Annotated in this window: 16 protein-coding genes; 11 read left to right on the top strand and 5 right to left on the bottom strand. The window is 44.4% G+C overall.

Translation table 11 applies throughout. From position 1 onward, the window contains the following. Nucleotides 1-2 precede the first annotated feature (2 nt). Complete coding sequence (locus IE130_RS06865; protein WP_189583642.1) at nucleotides 3-905, top strand: prepilin peptidase; 903 nt, start codon at nucleotides 3-5, stop codon at nucleotides 903-905. Nucleotides 906-1,029: 124 nt separating this feature from the next. Then, complete coding sequence (gene coaE, locus IE130_RS06870) at nucleotides 1,030-1,716, top strand: dephospho-CoA kinase (protein WP_189583645.1); 687 nt, start codon at nucleotides 1,030-1,032, stop codon at nucleotides 1,714-1,716. Here the strand turns inward: coaE and rlmB are convergent. Continuing rightward, nucleotides 1,679-2,449, bottom strand: a complete 771-nt coding sequence (gene rlmB, locus IE130_RS06875; protein ID WP_010197727.1) for a 23S rRNA (guanosine(2251)-2'-O)-methyltransferase RlmB — start codon at nucleotides 2,447-2,449, stop codon at nucleotides 1,679-1,681. The genes coaE and rlmB overlap by 38 nt on opposite strands. Before the next feature lie 198 nt (nucleotides 2,450-2,647). Continuing rightward, nucleotides 2,648-2,983, bottom strand: coding sequence for a pyrimidine/purine nucleoside phosphorylase (gene ppnP / locus IE130_RS06880; protein ID WP_010197725.1), 336 nt, complete (start codon nucleotides 2,981-2,983; stop codon nucleotides 2,648-2,650). A gap of 639 nt (nucleotides 2,984-3,622) precedes the next feature. Between ppnP and recN the strand changes: the two genes are divergently transcribed. From recN to IE130_RS06920, 8 genes are all read left to right on the top strand, one after another. Beyond that, complete coding sequence (gene recN, locus IE130_RS06885; RefSeq protein ID WP_189583648.1) at nucleotides 3,623-5,302, top strand: DNA repair protein RecN; 1,680 nt, start codon at nucleotides 3,623-3,625, stop codon at nucleotides 5,300-5,302. A gap of 167 nt (nucleotides 5,303-5,469) precedes the next feature. Next, on the top strand, nucleotides 5,470-6,033 hold the full coding sequence (locus IE130_RS06890; protein WP_010197721.1) for a YqgE/AlgH family protein: 564 nt from the start codon (nucleotides 5,470-5,472) through the stop codon (nucleotides 6,031-6,033). 105 nt (nucleotides 6,034-6,138) lie between these two features. Next, nucleotides 6,139-6,669, top strand: coding sequence for a Holliday junction resolvase RuvX (gene ruvX / locus IE130_RS06895; RefSeq protein WP_373299638.1), 531 nt, complete (start codon nucleotides 6,139-6,141; stop codon nucleotides 6,667-6,669). A 78-nt stretch (nucleotides 6,670-6,747) separates the two neighbouring features. Further along, on the top strand, nucleotides 6,748-7,227 hold the full coding sequence (locus IE130_RS06900) for a hypothetical protein (protein WP_189583652.1): 480 nt from the start codon (nucleotides 6,748-6,750) through the stop codon (nucleotides 7,225-7,227). A 74-nt stretch (nucleotides 7,228-7,301) separates the two neighbouring features. Beyond that, nucleotides 7,302-7,628 carry a sulfurtransferase TusA gene (gene tusA, locus IE130_RS06905; protein WP_010197717.1) on the top strand — a complete coding sequence of 109 codons (327 nt, stop codon included), beginning with the start codon at nucleotides 7,302-7,304 and terminating at the stop codon, nucleotides 7,626-7,628. 82 nt (nucleotides 7,629-7,710) lie between these two features. Continuing rightward, nucleotides 7,711-8,928: a methyltransferase gene (locus IE130_RS06910; protein ID WP_189583655.1), complete on the top strand. Its 1,218-nt coding sequence runs from the start codon at nucleotides 7,711-7,713 to the stop codon at nucleotides 8,926-8,928. Between the two features lie 24 nt (nucleotides 8,929-8,952). Further along, complete coding sequence (gene xerD, locus IE130_RS06915; RefSeq protein ID WP_189583658.1) at nucleotides 8,953-9,891, top strand: site-specific tyrosine recombinase XerD; 939 nt, start codon at nucleotides 8,953-8,955, stop codon at nucleotides 9,889-9,891. A 44-nt stretch (nucleotides 9,892-9,935) separates the two neighbouring features. Beyond that, nucleotides 9,936-10,274, top strand: coding sequence for a DUF3817 domain-containing protein (locus IE130_RS06920; RefSeq protein WP_189583661.1), 339 nt, complete (start codon nucleotides 9,936-9,938; stop codon nucleotides 10,272-10,274). A gap of 11 nt (nucleotides 10,275-10,285) precedes the next feature. Here IE130_RS06920 and IE130_RS06925 read toward each other — a convergent pair whose 3' ends face one another. Further along, nucleotides 10,286-11,536 carry an ImmA/IrrE family metallo-endopeptidase gene (locus IE130_RS06925; RefSeq protein WP_189583673.1) on the bottom strand — a complete coding sequence of 417 codons (1,251 nt, stop codon included), beginning with the start codon at nucleotides 11,534-11,536 and terminating at the stop codon, nucleotides 10,286-10,288. 332 nt (nucleotides 11,537-11,868) lie between these two features. Here IE130_RS06925 and IE130_RS06930 point away from each other — a divergent pair, with 332 nt between their 5' ends. Beyond that, nucleotides 11,869-12,477 carry a class I SAM-dependent methyltransferase gene (locus IE130_RS06930; protein ID WP_189583676.1) on the top strand — a complete coding sequence of 203 codons (609 nt, stop codon included), beginning with the start codon at nucleotides 11,869-11,871 and terminating at the stop codon, nucleotides 12,475-12,477. Nucleotides 12,478-12,662: 185 nt separating this feature from the next. Here IE130_RS06930 and lptG read toward each other — a convergent pair whose 3' ends face one another. Both lptG and IE130_RS06940 read right to left on the bottom strand, forming a co-directional pair. Next, nucleotides 12,663-13,889 (bottom strand): LPS export ABC transporter permease LptG, encoded by a 1,227-nt coding sequence (lptG, locus tag IE130_RS06935; protein ID WP_189583679.1) that lies wholly within the window; start codon nucleotides 13,887-13,889, stop codon nucleotides 12,663-12,665. Then, nucleotides 13,886-15,169 carry an LPS export ABC transporter permease LptF gene (locus IE130_RS06940; RefSeq protein WP_189583682.1) on the bottom strand — a complete coding sequence of 428 codons (1,284 nt, stop codon included), beginning with the start codon at nucleotides 15,167-15,169 and terminating at the stop codon, nucleotides 13,886-13,888. The genes lptG and IE130_RS06940 overlap by 4 nt, the downstream gene beginning before the upstream one ends. Between the last annotated feature and the right edge of the window lie 495 nt (nucleotides 15,170-15,664).

A 15,664-nucleotide genomic window follows, 5' to 3' on the forward strand; every position in this document is an offset into this window, starting at 1 on the left:
TAATGCAATTTATAGAATTACTACAAAGTGATATGACGGCAGCGTTGGTCGTATTTGGCCTGTTGGGCCTTTGTGTGGGCAGTTTTTTAAATGTGGCGATTCACCGTATGCCACTGATGATGATCTATAGCTGGCGTCAAGAATGCAGTGAATTTATGTCTCAGCAAGCAGACATGCCGCAAGAGCATACCGTACCGTTGACCGATATCGTCGCAGCGGACACCCCTATTACGTTGAGTCGACCAGCGTCACGCTGTCCTCACTGCGCGCACAAAATAAAGTGGTACGAAAACATACCCTTAGTAAGCTGGCTAGTGTTACGAGGGCGCTGCTCAGACTGTAAAGCCAATATTGGCCTGCGTTACCCTGTGGTTGAGCTAGTGACTGCATTGCTGTCAATATTGGTCATCTATCAGTTTGGGGTCAGTGCTGCTGGGTTATCAGCCTTAGTTTTAGTATGGACATTGGTTGCGTTAACCGGTATTGATTTTGATACCCAACTACTACCAGATCGCCTAACCTTTCCTTTAGCGGGCTTAGGGTTGGCCGTCAATTCGCAAAGCTGGTTTGTCTCGCCAACTCAGTCTATTTGGGGTTTATTGTTTGGATTTTTATCACTATGGATAGTGGTGAAGGTATTTTTCCTCATCACCAAAAAACACGGTATGGGACAGGGCGACTTTAAGCTACTAGCGGTATTGGGTGCTTGGCTTGGGCCTATGATGTTGCCATTGATTATTTTACTGTCTTCCCTACTCGGCTCAATCGTTGGGATTATCTTGATGAAGAAACAAGGTGAGAGCAAGCCGTTTGCCTTTGGCCCTTACATCGCTATCGCTGGTATTGTTGCTTTATTATATGGCTCAGATATCGTCAATTGGTATCTCGGCATGTATACTTACTAGATTGTCTTAGAAAGTGTTTTGATCGCTCCTCTTAACGTAAACATCAAATCTTAAAATAAGCATCAAAATACTGTCTCAACTTATAACCATCACTGTCATTATATCGAGCAGATAAGTCATTATTATGTCAAAACAAGCATCTTCACCTTATTCTTATGAGCCTCAGACCCCGCAGAAGAAAAGCAAAACCTTAGTCATTGGCTTAACCGGGGGCATCGGTAGTGGCAAGTCTGCTGCCAGTGATTGGTTCGCTGAACAAGGCATTGATATTATTGATGCGGATGTCATTGCTCATCAGGTCGTTGCTAAAGGCAGCTCAACCCTACGCAAAATCCAGAAGAAGTTTGGTAATTGGGTATTAAATGACAATGGTGAAATGGATCGTGCCGCCGTGCGCACTCATGTGTTTACCCACCCTGAGGCACTCATTGAGCTAGAGGCGATTACCCATCCAGCGATACGTGAAACCGCAAAATTACAGCTGGCCGCCAGTACCTCACCTTATGTGGTGTTGTCAGCGCCACTACTTATTGAAGCGGCGGAGGCGGGTCTGGCTAACTTGTGCCAGCGTATTTTAGTCATGGATGCCGCGGTAGATACTCAGCTAGCCCGTGCCAGCCAACGAGATGAACAAAGCGTACAAAAAATTAAAGCCATTATGGTCAATCAGCTAAGTCGTGAAGAGCGCAATCAGCACGCCGATGATGTCGTGCTTAATGATGGTAATCTGGTTGATCTCTACCTAAAATTAGAGCCGCTACATCAGAGCTATCTTACGCTTGCCCAGCAGCTAAAGTACGCTGCCGATTAACCTCATACAGCGCCATGCCCGTGGCAACACTTACATTTAGACTTTGTAAGTTGCCATGTTCATTGCCTGACATCGGAATATAAACCAGCTCATCACAGCTCTCTGTCGTCAGGCGGCGCATGCCCTCTCCTTCTGACCCCATAATCATCGCCGTCTTGCCCGTCAAATCTGCCTCATGTATCGGCTTCGCCTCTGCATTGAGTGCCGTACCGAATACAAAAACACCTGCGTTTTTAATTTGCGATAGTGTACGTGCCAAATTGGTGACGCTAATAATAGGCATCATTTCTGCCGCCCCTACCGATACCTTAGCAACCGTAGGCGTAAGGCTAGCCGCATGATGTTTCGGACAAACCACCGCATCAACACCCATCGCGACAGCAGTACGCAAGCACGCACCAAAGTTATGTGCATCAGTGATTTGATCCAAGACCAATAACAAGCACTGTTCGCGGCCGATAATAATATCAAGCAAGCCTTCATCAGCGAAACCTAACGGACGCGCATTCAGCACCACGCCTTGATGCTGCGGACTGCCACACAATTGCGTGAGCTTGTCTTTTTGTGTCGGTTGAATGCTGATGCCATTGTCTGCTGCCTGCGCCATAATCGCTCGGACATGACTGTCACTCTCGCGACCTTGCTGTACAAACAAGCTAAGGCCATCAAGAGGACGGTGTTCGAGTAACGCGTCAATAGCATGAATGCCATAGAAATAAATGGGTTTTGCCATAATAGGACTGCCGATTATAAAGTGGGTATCGCACACTGCGATAGAAAGGGGAAATATGACGATAATTGTAGCAACTAATCAAGGGCTTAAAAAATAATGTTACCAAAAAAAAGAAATAAACCTTATCGCAAGATTTATTTCTTTTTGAGGGCTTAGGCGTTATAAATTGTCTTTTAAAAACTTTAACTTGGGATAGTCTCAACCTTCTAAATGACAGATATACTGCACGATTTCCTCTGTGCGTAAGTTAAAACCACTATTGCCTTCAACGACGAATGATTGTCCCGCACGATAGTAGCTGAATTCTTCATCACCATTTATTTTGACTTCACACTCGCCGCTGATGATCTCAATACGTTCGGAAGTGTTAGTACTGAAGTGATAATGCTCAACCAAGTTGTCGCAAGGTAAGATCACACCTAATGTTTTATGCCGACCATCCTCAAACATAATGGTATGGCTTGAGCAACGACCATCATACGATATCGTGGCTTGGGCGTTGACTGTTACACTGGTAAATTGCGCCGCTGTCATAGTGGCTTCCTTATCAAATAATTATTGCCAAACTAAAAAATAAGTAACGAATTTAATTGCTTACTCTACCTAGGTTGTACTATTCATTTGCGATATGGTAACAACACGTCATGACGCACAATGATTAAAAATCTAGTGGTAAGAGTTTATCATTATGTGAGATTATGCTACCACATTATATCTATAAAGTTTGTTACAGCGGCAATGAAAATTTGATTTGATTTTTAGGTTAAAGAACGCTTGATGATTCATGTTTAGATTATCGGCTTGCGCCTATAAGATTGAAGCGTTGAGCGCTATTATTGCTGATGCGCTACTATACTGACACCCTGCTATTACAGTGACTCCTAATTAGGGTTATCCTCCCTATTATTGCCGTTACAAAGACCATCATTAAGATAGTAATCACTGATTTATCATAAGCTTAATGAATTTTTATGACAGTCTTTTTAGGTTAACTTGCAGGATTTAATGGCTTTAAAATTTGTATTTAATTGCATTTAACATCATACTATTTGCCAACCATATTTGTCTCACTAACATTATCAACTGAACGACTTCATTCCTTTATTTATCCTATTTTAGATATGGCCTCTTATGATTTCATGCGAGGTCAATTGTCTGTCATGAGAGGCGTTGATGCTTGTATCATTAACTTTACATCAGTTTGCGTTGATCGCTCAGCATGAGTTGAGTGTGGCTGAAGGCTTTAATGTCATCACTGGTGAAACGGGCGCTGGCAAGTCGCTATTACTGGATGCGCTATCTTTATGTGCAGGCGAACGTGCAGACAGTGCGATGGTCAGACATGGCGCGGCGCACGCTGATATTTACGCCCAGTTTGATGTAGAAAATAACAGCGTCGTCGCCGATTGGTTCGCCAAAAATGACCGACCATTAGAAGAACCAGAAGTATTGATTCGTCGTCAGCTCAGCAATACCGGACGCTCAAAAGCGTGGTTGAATGGCACGCCAGTCAGTTTGGCTGAACTGAAAAACCTCGGTACGTTACTGGTTAATATTCATAGCCAACATGCTCAGCAAGCGCTCCTTAAGCCGCAGTTTGTGGTGCAATGGCTTGATGAGATGGCACAAATCACGCCACTTGCTGTACAAACGACCAGCAGCTATCAAGCCTATCAGCAACTCAAACGCCGTGCGGATGAAATTGCGAGCCGTGAGGCTCAGCGCCAAGACCGTATGCAATTATTGCAGAGTCAATTAGCTGACATTGCGCCGTTATTGGCGGTTGATTATGCAGAAGTCGAAGCGGAGCACGAAGAGCTGTCTAATATCGAAGCCTTGATGATCGAGGCCAGTCATGGCTTGCATCTGCTTGACAATGACACGGATGAGCCAGATGTCATGACCTTGCTCGGACAGGCGATTAAGCTTTGTGATAACCAAATGAGCGTCAGTCAAACCTTTGAGCAAGCCTCTGAGCAACTGCATTTAGCGCAGCAGCAAATCACTGAGGTAACAGGCTTACTATCAGATTATGCTGAACAACAACTGCCCGACCCTGAGCGTTTGCAAACGCTAGATAGTCTTATCAGCTTAGGTCATCGTTTGTCGCGTAAACATAGCTTGCCAGCGAGTGACTTAATCGAGGAAGCCAAAGGTTGGGAGACGCAATTAGAGCAGCTAGAAAACGAGCCAAGCAGCGATGCCATGGCAGTGCAAATTGAACAGGCTTGGAAAGATTACCTTGCGCTAGCAACGCAGCTAAATAAAGAGCGCTCAAAAGCTGCGCCCACTGTCAGCAAGCAGCTGGTTAAACAGTTACAACCGCTAGCTTTGCCCAATGCGCGTTGCGAGTTTGTCTTTACCAAAAAGACCGAACCTAGCCAATATAATGCGCAAGGTTGCTATGATATTGACCTATTATTTAGCGCCAATGTCGGCATGCCGATGCAACCACTACATAAAATCGCTTCAGGCGGCGAGCTGTCACGAATGGCACTGGTGATGCAGGTATTACAAGCAACCAATGCTGACAATAATGCTGCCAAGCCCATGCTGGTATTTGATGAAGTCGATGTCGGTATCAGTGGCGGCACGGCGCAAGTGGTCGGTGAGCTGCTGCGCGCGCTTGGGCAGACGCAGCAGTTACTGGCCATTACTCACCAAGCACAAGTTGCGGCGCAAGCGCATCAGCATATCTTGGTACAAAAACACCATGACGAGCAAACCGAAAGCGAGCTATTAATACTGACCGATAGCGCGCAAATCGATGAGCTGGCACGCATGTCTGGTGGTGTGATCATCACTGACGTTACCCGCGACCACGCCCGCAGTTTATTAACGGACGTTAAGTAAAGAACCTTGTCGTTATTAGGGCGTGTCCTCATTTTAAAAATGAGGACACGCCCTAGCATCTCATAACCGCTAAATATTTGCTTTGGTTGATTTTCACCTCAGTATCGCCATATAGTGGTGTGTCATCTCTGTTATTTTACCTTTAATACTAGGTTGCATTTGTCTCTATGTCTAAAGCCAATTTGACCCATCATTTCTTAATCGCGGCACCAGAACTGTCAGACCCAAGGTTTGAGCAGGCGCTGATTTATATTTGCCGTCATGATAAACACGGTGCACTCGGTCTGATGGTTAATCGTCCATTAGAGCAGGCACGTGTGGGCAAACTGCTAGAAGATTTAGACATTGAAGTGACGGATGCACAAGTGATGGAAGATGTGGCATTAGAAGGCGGCCCGATGTATCCCGAGGTTGGATTTGTGCTGCATACGGGTCAACCAGAATGGGCATCGTCTTTTGCGATTTCAGAGAATGTCTGTATTACCACCAGTCAAGATATCCTCAAGCGTATCGCCGCCGGTCAAGGCGTTGGTCATTATCAGCTGTGCTTAGGTCATGCCAGTTGGGGTAAAAAACAGCTCGATCAAGAGCTTGCTAGTGGCGACTGGCTCGTCTGTCCTGCTGATCTGAATTTATTATTTGATACGCCATTTGAAGAACGTTGGCAAATCGCCGCTGATAAGATTGGCGTTAACTTTGACTACCTTAGTAGTGATATTGGTCATGCTTAATGATTGGTTATGATTGTTAAATTATCCGTTTAAATCAAAACCGCATTCAAATTAAAGCCGTTAAGCCAAATGAATCACGCCCAACAGAAACAGGAAGCGCGCATAATGATGGTAGAGTCTGATACTAGCACTGAAATCGAAACTGCTGACACTTCTGTGGTGGAACCAGTTATTAAGCCTCATCTTATTTTGGCGCTCGATTACGGGGTTAAAAAAATGGGGATGGCGCTAGGCAACACCATTACCGAGACTGCGCGTGCCTTTGATATTTTAGCCATGAATAATGGTCAACCGGACTGGGATAATCTGCTAGGTATTATCAAAGTCTGGGGTGTAACAAAAGTGGTGGTGGGGTTGCCGCTTAATATGGATGGTAGCAGCTCAATGCTGTCGAAGCGTGCGCATAAATTTGCCCGTCGTCTGGCGCATCGAGTCATGGAACAGCATCTACCGGTGGTAGTGTCACTCTGTGATGAGCGCCTGACCTCTGTCGCAGCACGAGAAATCGCGTGGGATAATGGTTGGATTAAGCATGAACGCGACCCAATCGATGACATCTCTGCCTGTATTCTGATGTCGACTTACTTTGCTGACCCGAGTAGCAGTATCGCCATCGACGCCATCAAAGCCGATTAAATCAGCGACAAGCCTGCTATTGAAACAGCGCCAATTTCTGACATATCGTCACTCTACACGGATAAATGCCTGATTATTATGACCACTGTCTCAGACCACTCTCTGCAAAAAAAATCGCAACATGGTTTTGCGCCGCTTGCCATCGCCCGTATCAAAGGCGCCCAGCGAGCGAATCAAATAGCGATTTATCTTATTTATGCCGCCATTCTCGCCTTTGTGGTCTTTGGCACCATTGCCAGTATCAAAGCCTTTCATGACAATCAGCTGCTTTATCAACTTTTCTATAACCTGCCCTATGCCTTGGTTGCCCTTACGATTCCTATTACTATTTATGATGCGCTGGTGATTTATCGTTATCGCTTAAACCAAGCGTCAATGATTGCCATGAGTATTGGCGTCTCGACCATTATATTGATTGGTGGATTATTATTCGCTGATACCGCCTGGTTAGGCTTATCTTGTTGGCTAGGTGTGGCGTTTTTATTTAAAGTGAGCTTTAAGCGCTTTTTTAATTTTTTAGAAGTAGAAAAAGACACTGAAATCGCTGAAGAAGCGTAAAACATGCTTATAAAAATATACTTATAAATGACGCAAAAAACTTTCACCTTATACTATCGACTTGAATGACTATTATGAACACTTCTACCACGCAAACGACGATCAATCATCATTTAGATACCCAAGGGCTGATCTGTCCTGAGCCAGTCATGATGCTGCATCGAACCATCCGCAAAGCCGATGCTGGAGAGGTGATTGAAATACTCGCTACCGACCCAGCTACCACTCGTGACATTCCTAATTTCTGCCGTCATTTGGGGCATGAGCTTGTCCAGCAAGAAACGCTGGCTGAAAATGTAGATCTAAGTATCGATCCCGATGAAATAACGGTCGCTGGCGATGAGGATGCGCCAATCAGCGCCACGCTTTATCGTTATTTGGTTAAGAAAAAGAACATTTGAACGCATTCAATTAGCTCTATATAGCATCAAGATATCTTTGCTTTGTACCAAACATACCATTCACAAATTAAAGGTAGATAACGTGTTACCAACCGAAAAACAGTATGTGCAGTGGCTCGAAAACACAGACGGAAACGACACTTTCCATAATGCCCGCTGGTTATCGGAAAGCAATCATCTACCGCCTGCGCGTATTGTATTGGTCGACGACAAAACGACCGCAGATGAGGCTTACCGCTTGGCTTGCGAAGGCACGTCGCTGCTGTGGCGTGGTGACTTTCATAATGCCAAGCAATTACTACAAGCCCTCGCTCGGCGCATCGAGCGTACCAATGAGCGCTCCGAGCAGCGCAAAATAAAGAAAGCGGCCAATAAATCTGCGGCTGAATCTAATACAGCAAACGCTAATAAAATTCCTAACCTATTTCATCAGCAGCGCCAAATCCAAGCTCAACGCTCGCGCATATTAAGCCGTTTGCTACTAGAGCTTGATGCCAATTATGTCAGCCAGCTACGCCGCGCCCCTGATGTCAGTGCGGCCTGCACAGCAGCTTTTGGCCAGTTGGATAAAACGATAGACGAATCATGCGTGCTATCATTTCGTGATTTGCAAGGGGCGCTTGGTGCAGCGCAGTGGCGCGAAAAAGGCGTCCCAATTGAAAGCCTAGGTCTATCGATATTCCCGCATTATGGTGTCTTTGCGCCAACACGGCATGAGTATGTACCGCTACTGCTTGATGCACCACTGCCAAAAATTCATGAGGTTGCTTATGATATCGGTACTGGCACTGGTTTACTCGCCGTTATCTTAGCGCAGCGTGGTGTTCCGCAAGTAATAGCAACGGATTTGAATCCACGTGCTTTGGCTTGTGCCAGTGAAAACTTTACACGCCTACAATTGGCTAACGTACAGTTGCAGCAAGCAGATTTGTATCCGACTGATGCGCCACTCGCCAATCTGATTGTCTGTAATCCGCCTTGGTTACCTGCTAAGCCAAGCTCGCCTTTAGAGTACGCTGTTTATGATGCCAATAGCGCGATGCTGCGTGGGTTTTTGCAAGACGCGAAAACTCATTTAGCTAAGCGAGGAGAAGTCTGGTTGATTCTGTCGGATTTGGCGGAACATCTACAGCTACGTACTCGTGATGAATTACTAGACTGGTTTGTAGATAGCGGTTTGAAAGTAAAATACCGTCTCGATACCACACCTAAGCATGGTCGCAGCCAAGACGATACGGATCCTCTATATGCAGCGCGTAGTGCAGAAATTACCTCATTATGGTGTTTAGAACCTGCCTAATATTTAATAATTGAGTATTATTTTATGAGCCGCGACCGTGCCGTGCAACAGCGCCATCCAAAAGCGCTGGCAGTAGACGACGAACCAACTTATATCACTGAGTTTCGTCAAGCCATGCTGGCGCGCGGTCTCGCCACGCGGACGCGTAATGCTTATGTGCGCGACTTGCGCTCTTGCGAGCTGACCAATCCTATCGCCCTGACCCGCTGGCAGCCTGATGACGTGCTGCACTGCTTATCAACGCTTACCCAGGATGGCAAAACCCCACGTACCCAAGCACGTATGCTCTCAAGCTTGCGTCAGTTTTATCTATGGATGATTGCCAGTAATCTACGCGAAGACAATCCTTGCGAGCGTATCAAAAGCCCAAAGCTGGGACGACCGTTACCCAAAGATTTGGCAGAGGGCGATGTTGATAATCTACTCGCTGCACCCGATACCAGCACCGCGCTAGGACTCCGTGATAAAGCCATGCTAGAAGTGCTCTATGCCTGCGGTCTACGGGTTAGCGAGTTGATTAATCTGTCACTAGAACAAGTCAATTTAAACTCTGGCTGGCTACAAATCACAGGGAAAGGCAATAAAACGCGACTGGTACCATTAGGTGAATATGCTACGGACGCGTTGGAAGATTATCTGGCGCATGCTCGTGGTGATTTGATTGCGCATTTGAAATCTGGCAATTGCCAAGCGGTTTTTTTGACTGCGCAAGGTGGCTACATGACGCGGCAGAACTTTTGGTATTTGCTTAAAAAGTACGCCAAAGTTGCTAGTATCGATAAAGAGTTATCACCGCATACGCTACGCCATGCCTTTGCTACCCATCTACTCAATCATGGCGCGGACTTACGTAGCGTGCAGCTATTGCTTGGGCATAGTGATTTGTCTACCACGCAGATTTATACCCATGTGGCGACGGCAAGATTGCAGAAGTTGCATGCGGAGCATCATCCGCGCGGTTAAAATTAAAACTGACTATTTATTGATGATTGTAAAAGGAATAAAACGTGTTGCAAGCTCAGCCATCTACTCTGCCTACCCTAACAAAAGGGCAAAATTCTGCCCTTAAAAACCTGACCATCATGGGTTACTTAGAAGGCACTTCTTTTTTATTATTGCTTGGTATCGCCATGCCACTAAAATATATGATGGGTATTCCTGAGGCAGTGAAATATATCGGTATGGCGCATGGGGCATTGTTTATCGCCTATATTTTGATACTGTTGATTGCAACCAGCAAAATAAAAATGCCGCTGTGGGCAATGCCTGCAGGTGTTCTCGGCTCATTTTTACCATTTGGGCCGTTTATATTTGATCATTTGCTTAAGAAGCGTTTGCGAGAGTAAGGTTGATATCATTATTTTGTAAAATTGGAATCATCAAATAATATTCCTAAGTCTTTAAGCCTAATCTCAACTGCTTTTTTTGACACGTTAAAATATCTAGAGAGTCCTACTAGTACGTTGTTTACCATAATTTTGTTGTATTCCTGCTTATCATTGTATAAAAATACTTTCCCCCTAGGTTTTAGACCTAATCTGGTATAAATCTCCAGAAAATGCTCTAAGAAAGACGTTTTAGGCATTAGAATACAAGATGCCAAATAGTTTGCTTGAAACTCTAACTTGCTAATAAATTCGCTTTTGTTTTCACCTTCTCCATTCAGGTCTTCAGTCAACAAGACATCTTTCATCAAATATCTACCATGATCTAACAGGATATGAGAAAGCTCATGCGCTAACGTAAATCCATCTCTATGTAAGTTGTCATCGCTCTGTTTATACAAATAAATTTCTTGTTGAATAAAATCTATTTTCCCAAGTAATTGGTGGTTGTGATCTGTTGCATCTTTAAGAATTGTTATATGAGACAAGGCATCAAGTAGGAGTATTTCATCTAAATTGACTAAACCGTCTGAATAATTAATTTCCATCAATAGGCTTCCGGCTAAATCTTCTAATCCTTCTTTAGGAATGAAAGCTACCTTTTGATTAGAGTTATTAAATGGTTGCCCCATCAAGAATTTTATATAGTCTTCTATTCCAAAGAACCATTGGTTTTGTGCGTACATCATATAAGATAGATTACTTGATTTCGGGAGTTCTCCTTTAACAAAAATACTTTCCATATCGTATTTACTATCAAAATCCTGATATCTATATTTACGATTTAGTATATGCGTCAGTTTTCTTTCACTGTTTAACTTTACGAGTCCTACACCTCTATTTTTTGCTTTATTGAAAGCTCCTTCAGCAAGATTAGAGCTAATCGCCATTATTGGACGTATTTTATAAGTCAGCTCGCCTTCTGAAATATCTCGAATATCATCTAGAAATTTTCCTAGTTGGTCTACACCTACCGCACCTTTATAGTCTTTACATTCGATTAGTAATAAATTGGACATGTTAGGAAGCCCGACGTCTTGATATACCTCTATGGCAATATCAAACTCAATATCTTTTTCTCTATATCTTGAGTAATACCTTTTCTTCCTGAATGTTTTGATATGAGCATTGGGATTTATTATAGTTTTATTATCTTTAATCTCTTTTAAAAATAGTTCATATATCACCTCCTCAAAATCATCGCCTTTTTTTGTAGTATTCATACTTATCCTTGAGACCTTTTATATTCATTCTATAGTAAACCAAATATAGCTCCAATAGACAGATAGACAACGGAAGGTAGCGATAGCAAAAGCATGTGTAGGCTAGGCTTTTAGCATACATATCAATTGTAGGGTGCGCCTCGCGCACCGATGGTAGATATTATCTTGATTAAGAGACGCAAGTTATACCCTACTCTTATACAAACCTCGCTATAATTTCATCAATCCATAGCTGCAAACCCGCCCTTTTCTCGTTACAATACGCGTATGATGTGCACGCTGCATAACTGAGCAATGCACCGCCTTTTACTTATCCATTATCTGAGAATCTCATGAGCCATAGACCCCCTGCTGACCTGTTGAAAAGTGCCCAACATTGGCGCGAAGACATTAACTTTCGCCAAGATGTACTGGGCAAGCCGTTTGATTTTTCGACCACGTGGGGTATTTTTTCACCGCAAAAGCTCGATGATGGTAGCTTGATGCTGCTTGATTATATTGACTTTGAAGCGGATGATGACTCAATCGATTTGGGCTGTGGCTATGGCGTGCTTGGCATGACGGCGGCGCGTGAATGTCCGAATGGTCTGCATACATTGATTGATAAAGACTTTATGGCGGTAGAATATGCGCGCCTAAATTGCGAGAAAAACGGTCTAAAAAATGTCGATGTACATTTATCAAACGGCTTCAATCACGTGGCAAAAGACAAAGACTTTAGCCTTGTGATGTCGAACTTGCCAGCCAAAGTGGGCAAAGAGCAGCATTATTTGTACTTCCTCGATGCATATGCCCGTATGCGTAAAGGTGGCCGCTTTTATGTGGTAACAATCAATGGTTTGCGCCAATTCGTGAAACGCTCATTTACCGAAGTGTTTGGCAATAGCGACAAAATCAAGCAAGGCAAAACCTATACGATTACGATGGCGACCAAAGACTAATACCAAACGCCAAAAATACGATTAGCTGTGTCAAAATCGCTTAGCCTACAATGCGTAGTACTTGTACTCTTTTTCCTTGCTACTCTAATTTTTGTGAATGATATAAATTTTTGAACATGACACAAATAAAAAGCCCGCTAAAATATATAGTTTTAGCGGGCTTCTTTGTAGCAGATTACACTTAACTACATCTGCCGTTTAAGCAAATATCCACCCAATATCGCACTGGCAATGATCGGTAGTAGCACCATCAACAGTGGCGAAAATCCAGTCGCCAATGAAACAAAGCCAACCAAGTCTTGCACATAACTAAACAGCAAGCCGAACAATAATGCCACCACGATACGCAAGCCCAAGCTATGCGTCCGCAGTGAGCCAAAGACAAATGAGCAGGCGACGATCACCAACGACAATATCGATAATGGTGATAGCAATTTTTGCCAAAATGCCAGCTCATGACTCAAAGAGCGTTGACCTTGTTGGCGCATAAACTGACGATGCTCGTACAACTGGGTCAATGACAGATCTTCGGCTTTGCGGGTGAGCAAATATACTGATTCAGGCGCAAAGGGCAAGCTTAAGGTATCTGACGGCGAGATCGCTTGGCTACTCTCAAAGCCTTGATTAATCATCAGCTTGGTCATGTTATTCAACGCCCACTCGTAACGATACTGCTCGCTCGGCTCGCTACTGACTGTATCCAAAGGTTCGCGACCAATATATTGCCCGCCCTCAGCGTGAACAGCCGTTTGTAGATTGCCATTATTGTCTAAATGCCAACGTTTGACCTCGCCGATATTGCCTTGCACATCGGCATAATCGATATACAAAATATCGCTACCATCCGGCTTGGTACGACCAGCTTTTGTATTCTCAAAACGTGGTTGCACTGTCCAATAACCGCGCACCGATGTGACCAACGAAGTGCTGTCTTCATCGTTGATCTCTTTTGCCAATTGATTAGAGTGCGGCAAAATAAACTGATTGATGAGCAAGGCGAGCAGTACAAAAATCAAAGCAGGCTGTAATACCCAGCCAACGATGCGATAAACGCTGACGCCAGCGGCGCGCATGACGACCAACTCGCTTTTATTGGCGAGTAAACCCAAGCCCACAACCGCACCGAGCAATGCACCCGTCGGGATAAACTGCTCTAAAAAATAAGGTGAGCGATAAAAGATATATTTAATCGCTTCACCCATTGTATAGCTATCATCTAACGAATCCAGCTCAGACAAATAAGAAAATACCAGTTGTAATGCCCACAGACCTATAACCGCTCCGACGATTGCTAGCAAAGCATTCAGTTTGACGTAACGGCTAAGGACTTTTAGATTGGCAGGTTTTTTGGCAAACTTAGCATTCACGTTTTGCGAGTCAGCATTGGGAGATTTAGAGAATAAAGCACTCATGAGGACTGCCCTCCTTGTGAGCCACTGCTTTGATGATCGGCAACTGTTAGAGACCCGTTCTCTGGTTTGCGAAAGCGCAATCGGTGCTGCACACGGCTACCCCAATTCATATAAAGTGCCAATACCATAAATCCTAGAATCAGCCAAGCATACGCCCAAACGCTCACACTGCCTTTGCTCACGGCGTTTTTGAGTGAAATGATACCCAGCGCACAGCTGACAAACAATAGAATCGAAGGAAATAGGCGTAACCAACGACCTTGGCGCGGACGTACTTGCGCCAGTGGTACAGCGAGCATCGGCGCGATAATCATCAGCCACGGCAAAGCAAAACGGTAGCCAAGCTCACCCTGTGCCGCACGCAGCGCATTTTCACCACCGAACTGGGCACTGCCAGTGGCCGCTTGCCATAACGGTCCGATTGCTTGGGTTTCGATATTGTCTTCGGTAATCACATCTTGTGAGGATTCCGTCAAGGTAATGCGATAGCGATCAAAGCCGACTTGGTTATACTTCAAGCTGCCCGCGCCGACCTCGTAACGACGCCCTTGGAATAAATCCAACTGGGTCACGCCCTTGTCACCTGTCTGTACTTGCTCGGCTCTTTTGGCCAAAGTAATGGTGTCTTTACTGATGTTTTTATCGCCCTTGCTTATCAGCGCTTGCGGTACATCTGGAATCGCTAATTGTTCTGCGGTTTCAGGATCAATCGTATTATCGACATTCATGGCAGCCGCTTTGGCGTTGCTACCTTTAGCTTTTGGCTCAGACTGAATAAGTATCACATCTTGTAGCTGTTTTTTGTCGTCGCTAAGGCTGCCAACATAAAGATGATAATTGCCACTACTGATAAACTCATTGGGGCGAATCAAATCAAAAGCACTGGTAAAGGCTTGCTGCTGCCAAATAGCCTCAGATGAGCGTACACCCCACGGCTTGCCGACGACTGATAATGCAGCCTCGCCAACGAATAAGGCCAGTATCAAAGGAGTCATCAGCCGAGCCAGCTTGCCGCGGGAAACACCACTGGCATTGATAACCGCCATTTCTTGATCGACATATAAGCGCCCAAACACCAGCATTAGAGCAATAAAAAAAGCCAAGGGCAAAATCAGCTCTAAAAAATACGGCAAGTTATAACCAATGATGGTAAATAATAAGCTGATATCTAGATTGCCTTCTGCGGCAATGCCAAAGTAACGTATCAGACGGCCACCAAGCATCATAACCACCAAAAACCCCAATACCAAAGCGGTGGTTGAGGCAACTTGTTGGGTCATGTAGCGGCGTAATATCACAATAGGTACTCTTTAACAGTGGATATGTGGACGGTGTATCGCGTGCTGACTGACAGAGGCAAGCGCAATAGTATGGTATGACCAGCGTAATGCTACTCAAATGCCTAAACAGACAAACACTTAAATAGATATCAACGTAACGGTGCCACTTATAAGTCAAATGATATAAAGATAAGCGATAAACGTAACCGCTAATGCTAGCATATTTTGATAAAAAATGACTGTGAAATGTGTGCTAAAAAATCACCCAAGCCTTGCTGATGACGCATGATTCAGTATGAATAAACACTGGTAGACGTTACCAGTAGTCAATAAATCGCATAAATGATAAGACATGACTGGCTGCGGTATTGCGTCAATTTAATTAGCCAGTGTTTTTGCTTTTAGAAAGGTTTGTTTGTCATTCGTATCAAGTCACAAATATGAGTAGCATTAATTGCTAGACTGATTGATTGTCAATACTCATCTCTACCACAA

It is taken from the genome of Psychrobacter glaciei (genome assembly GCF_014652895.1).
GTDB classification, from domain to species: domain Bacteria; phylum Pseudomonadota; class Gammaproteobacteria; order Pseudomonadales; family Moraxellaceae; genus Psychrobacter; species Psychrobacter glaciei.

What these genes read in the sequence shown, in the direction of transcription:
- IE130_RS06865 (WP_189583642.1), top strand. Translation starts at nt 3, where the DNA reads ATGCAATTTATAGAATTACTACAAAGTGATATGACGGCAGCGTTGGTC.
- coaE (WP_189583645.1), top strand. Translation starts at nt 1,030, where the DNA reads ATGTCAAAACAAGCATCTTCACCTTATTCTTATGAGCCTCAGACCCCG.
- rlmB (WP_010197727.1), bottom strand. Translation starts at nt 2,449, where the DNA reads ATGGCAAAACCCATTTATTTCTATGGCATTCATGCTATTGACGCGTTA.
- ppnP (WP_010197725.1), bottom strand. Translation starts at nt 2,983, where the DNA reads ATGACAGCGGCGCAATTTACCAGTGTAACAGTCAACGCCCAAGCCACG.
- recN (WP_189583648.1), top strand. Translation starts at nt 3,623, where the DNA reads ATGCTTGTATCATTAACTTTACATCAGTTTGCGTTGATCGCTCAGCAT.
- IE130_RS06890 (WP_010197721.1), top strand. Translation starts at nt 5,470, where the DNA reads ATGTCTAAAGCCAATTTGACCCATCATTTCTTAATCGCGGCACCAGAA.
- ruvX (WP_373299638.1), top strand. Translation starts at nt 6,139, where the DNA reads ATGATGGTAGAGTCTGATACTAGCACTGAAATCGAAACTGCTGACACT.
- IE130_RS06900 (WP_189583652.1), top strand. Translation starts at nt 6,748, where the DNA reads ATGACCACTGTCTCAGACCACTCTCTGCAAAAAAAATCGCAACATGGT.
- tusA (WP_010197717.1), top strand. Translation starts at nt 7,302, where the DNA reads ATGAACACTTCTACCACGCAAACGACGATCAATCATCATTTAGATACC.
- xerD (WP_189583658.1), top strand. Translation starts at nt 8,953, where the DNA reads ATGAGCCGCGACCGTGCCGTGCAACAGCGCCATCCAAAAGCGCTGGCA.
- IE130_RS06925 (WP_189583673.1), bottom strand. Translation starts at nt 11,536, where the DNA reads ATGAATACTACAAAAAAAGGCGATGATTTTGAGGAGGTGATATATGAA.
- IE130_RS06930 (WP_189583676.1), top strand. Translation starts at nt 11,869, where the DNA reads ATGAGCCATAGACCCCCTGCTGACCTGTTGAAAAGTGCCCAACATTGG.
- lptG (WP_189583679.1), bottom strand. Translation starts at nt 13,889, where the DNA reads ATGAGTGCTTTATTCTCTAAATCTCCCAATGCTGACTCGCAAAACGTG.
- IE130_RS06940 (WP_189583682.1), bottom strand. Translation starts at nt 15,169, where the DNA reads ATGACCCAACAAGTTGCCTCAACCACCGCTTTGGTATTGGGGTTTTTG.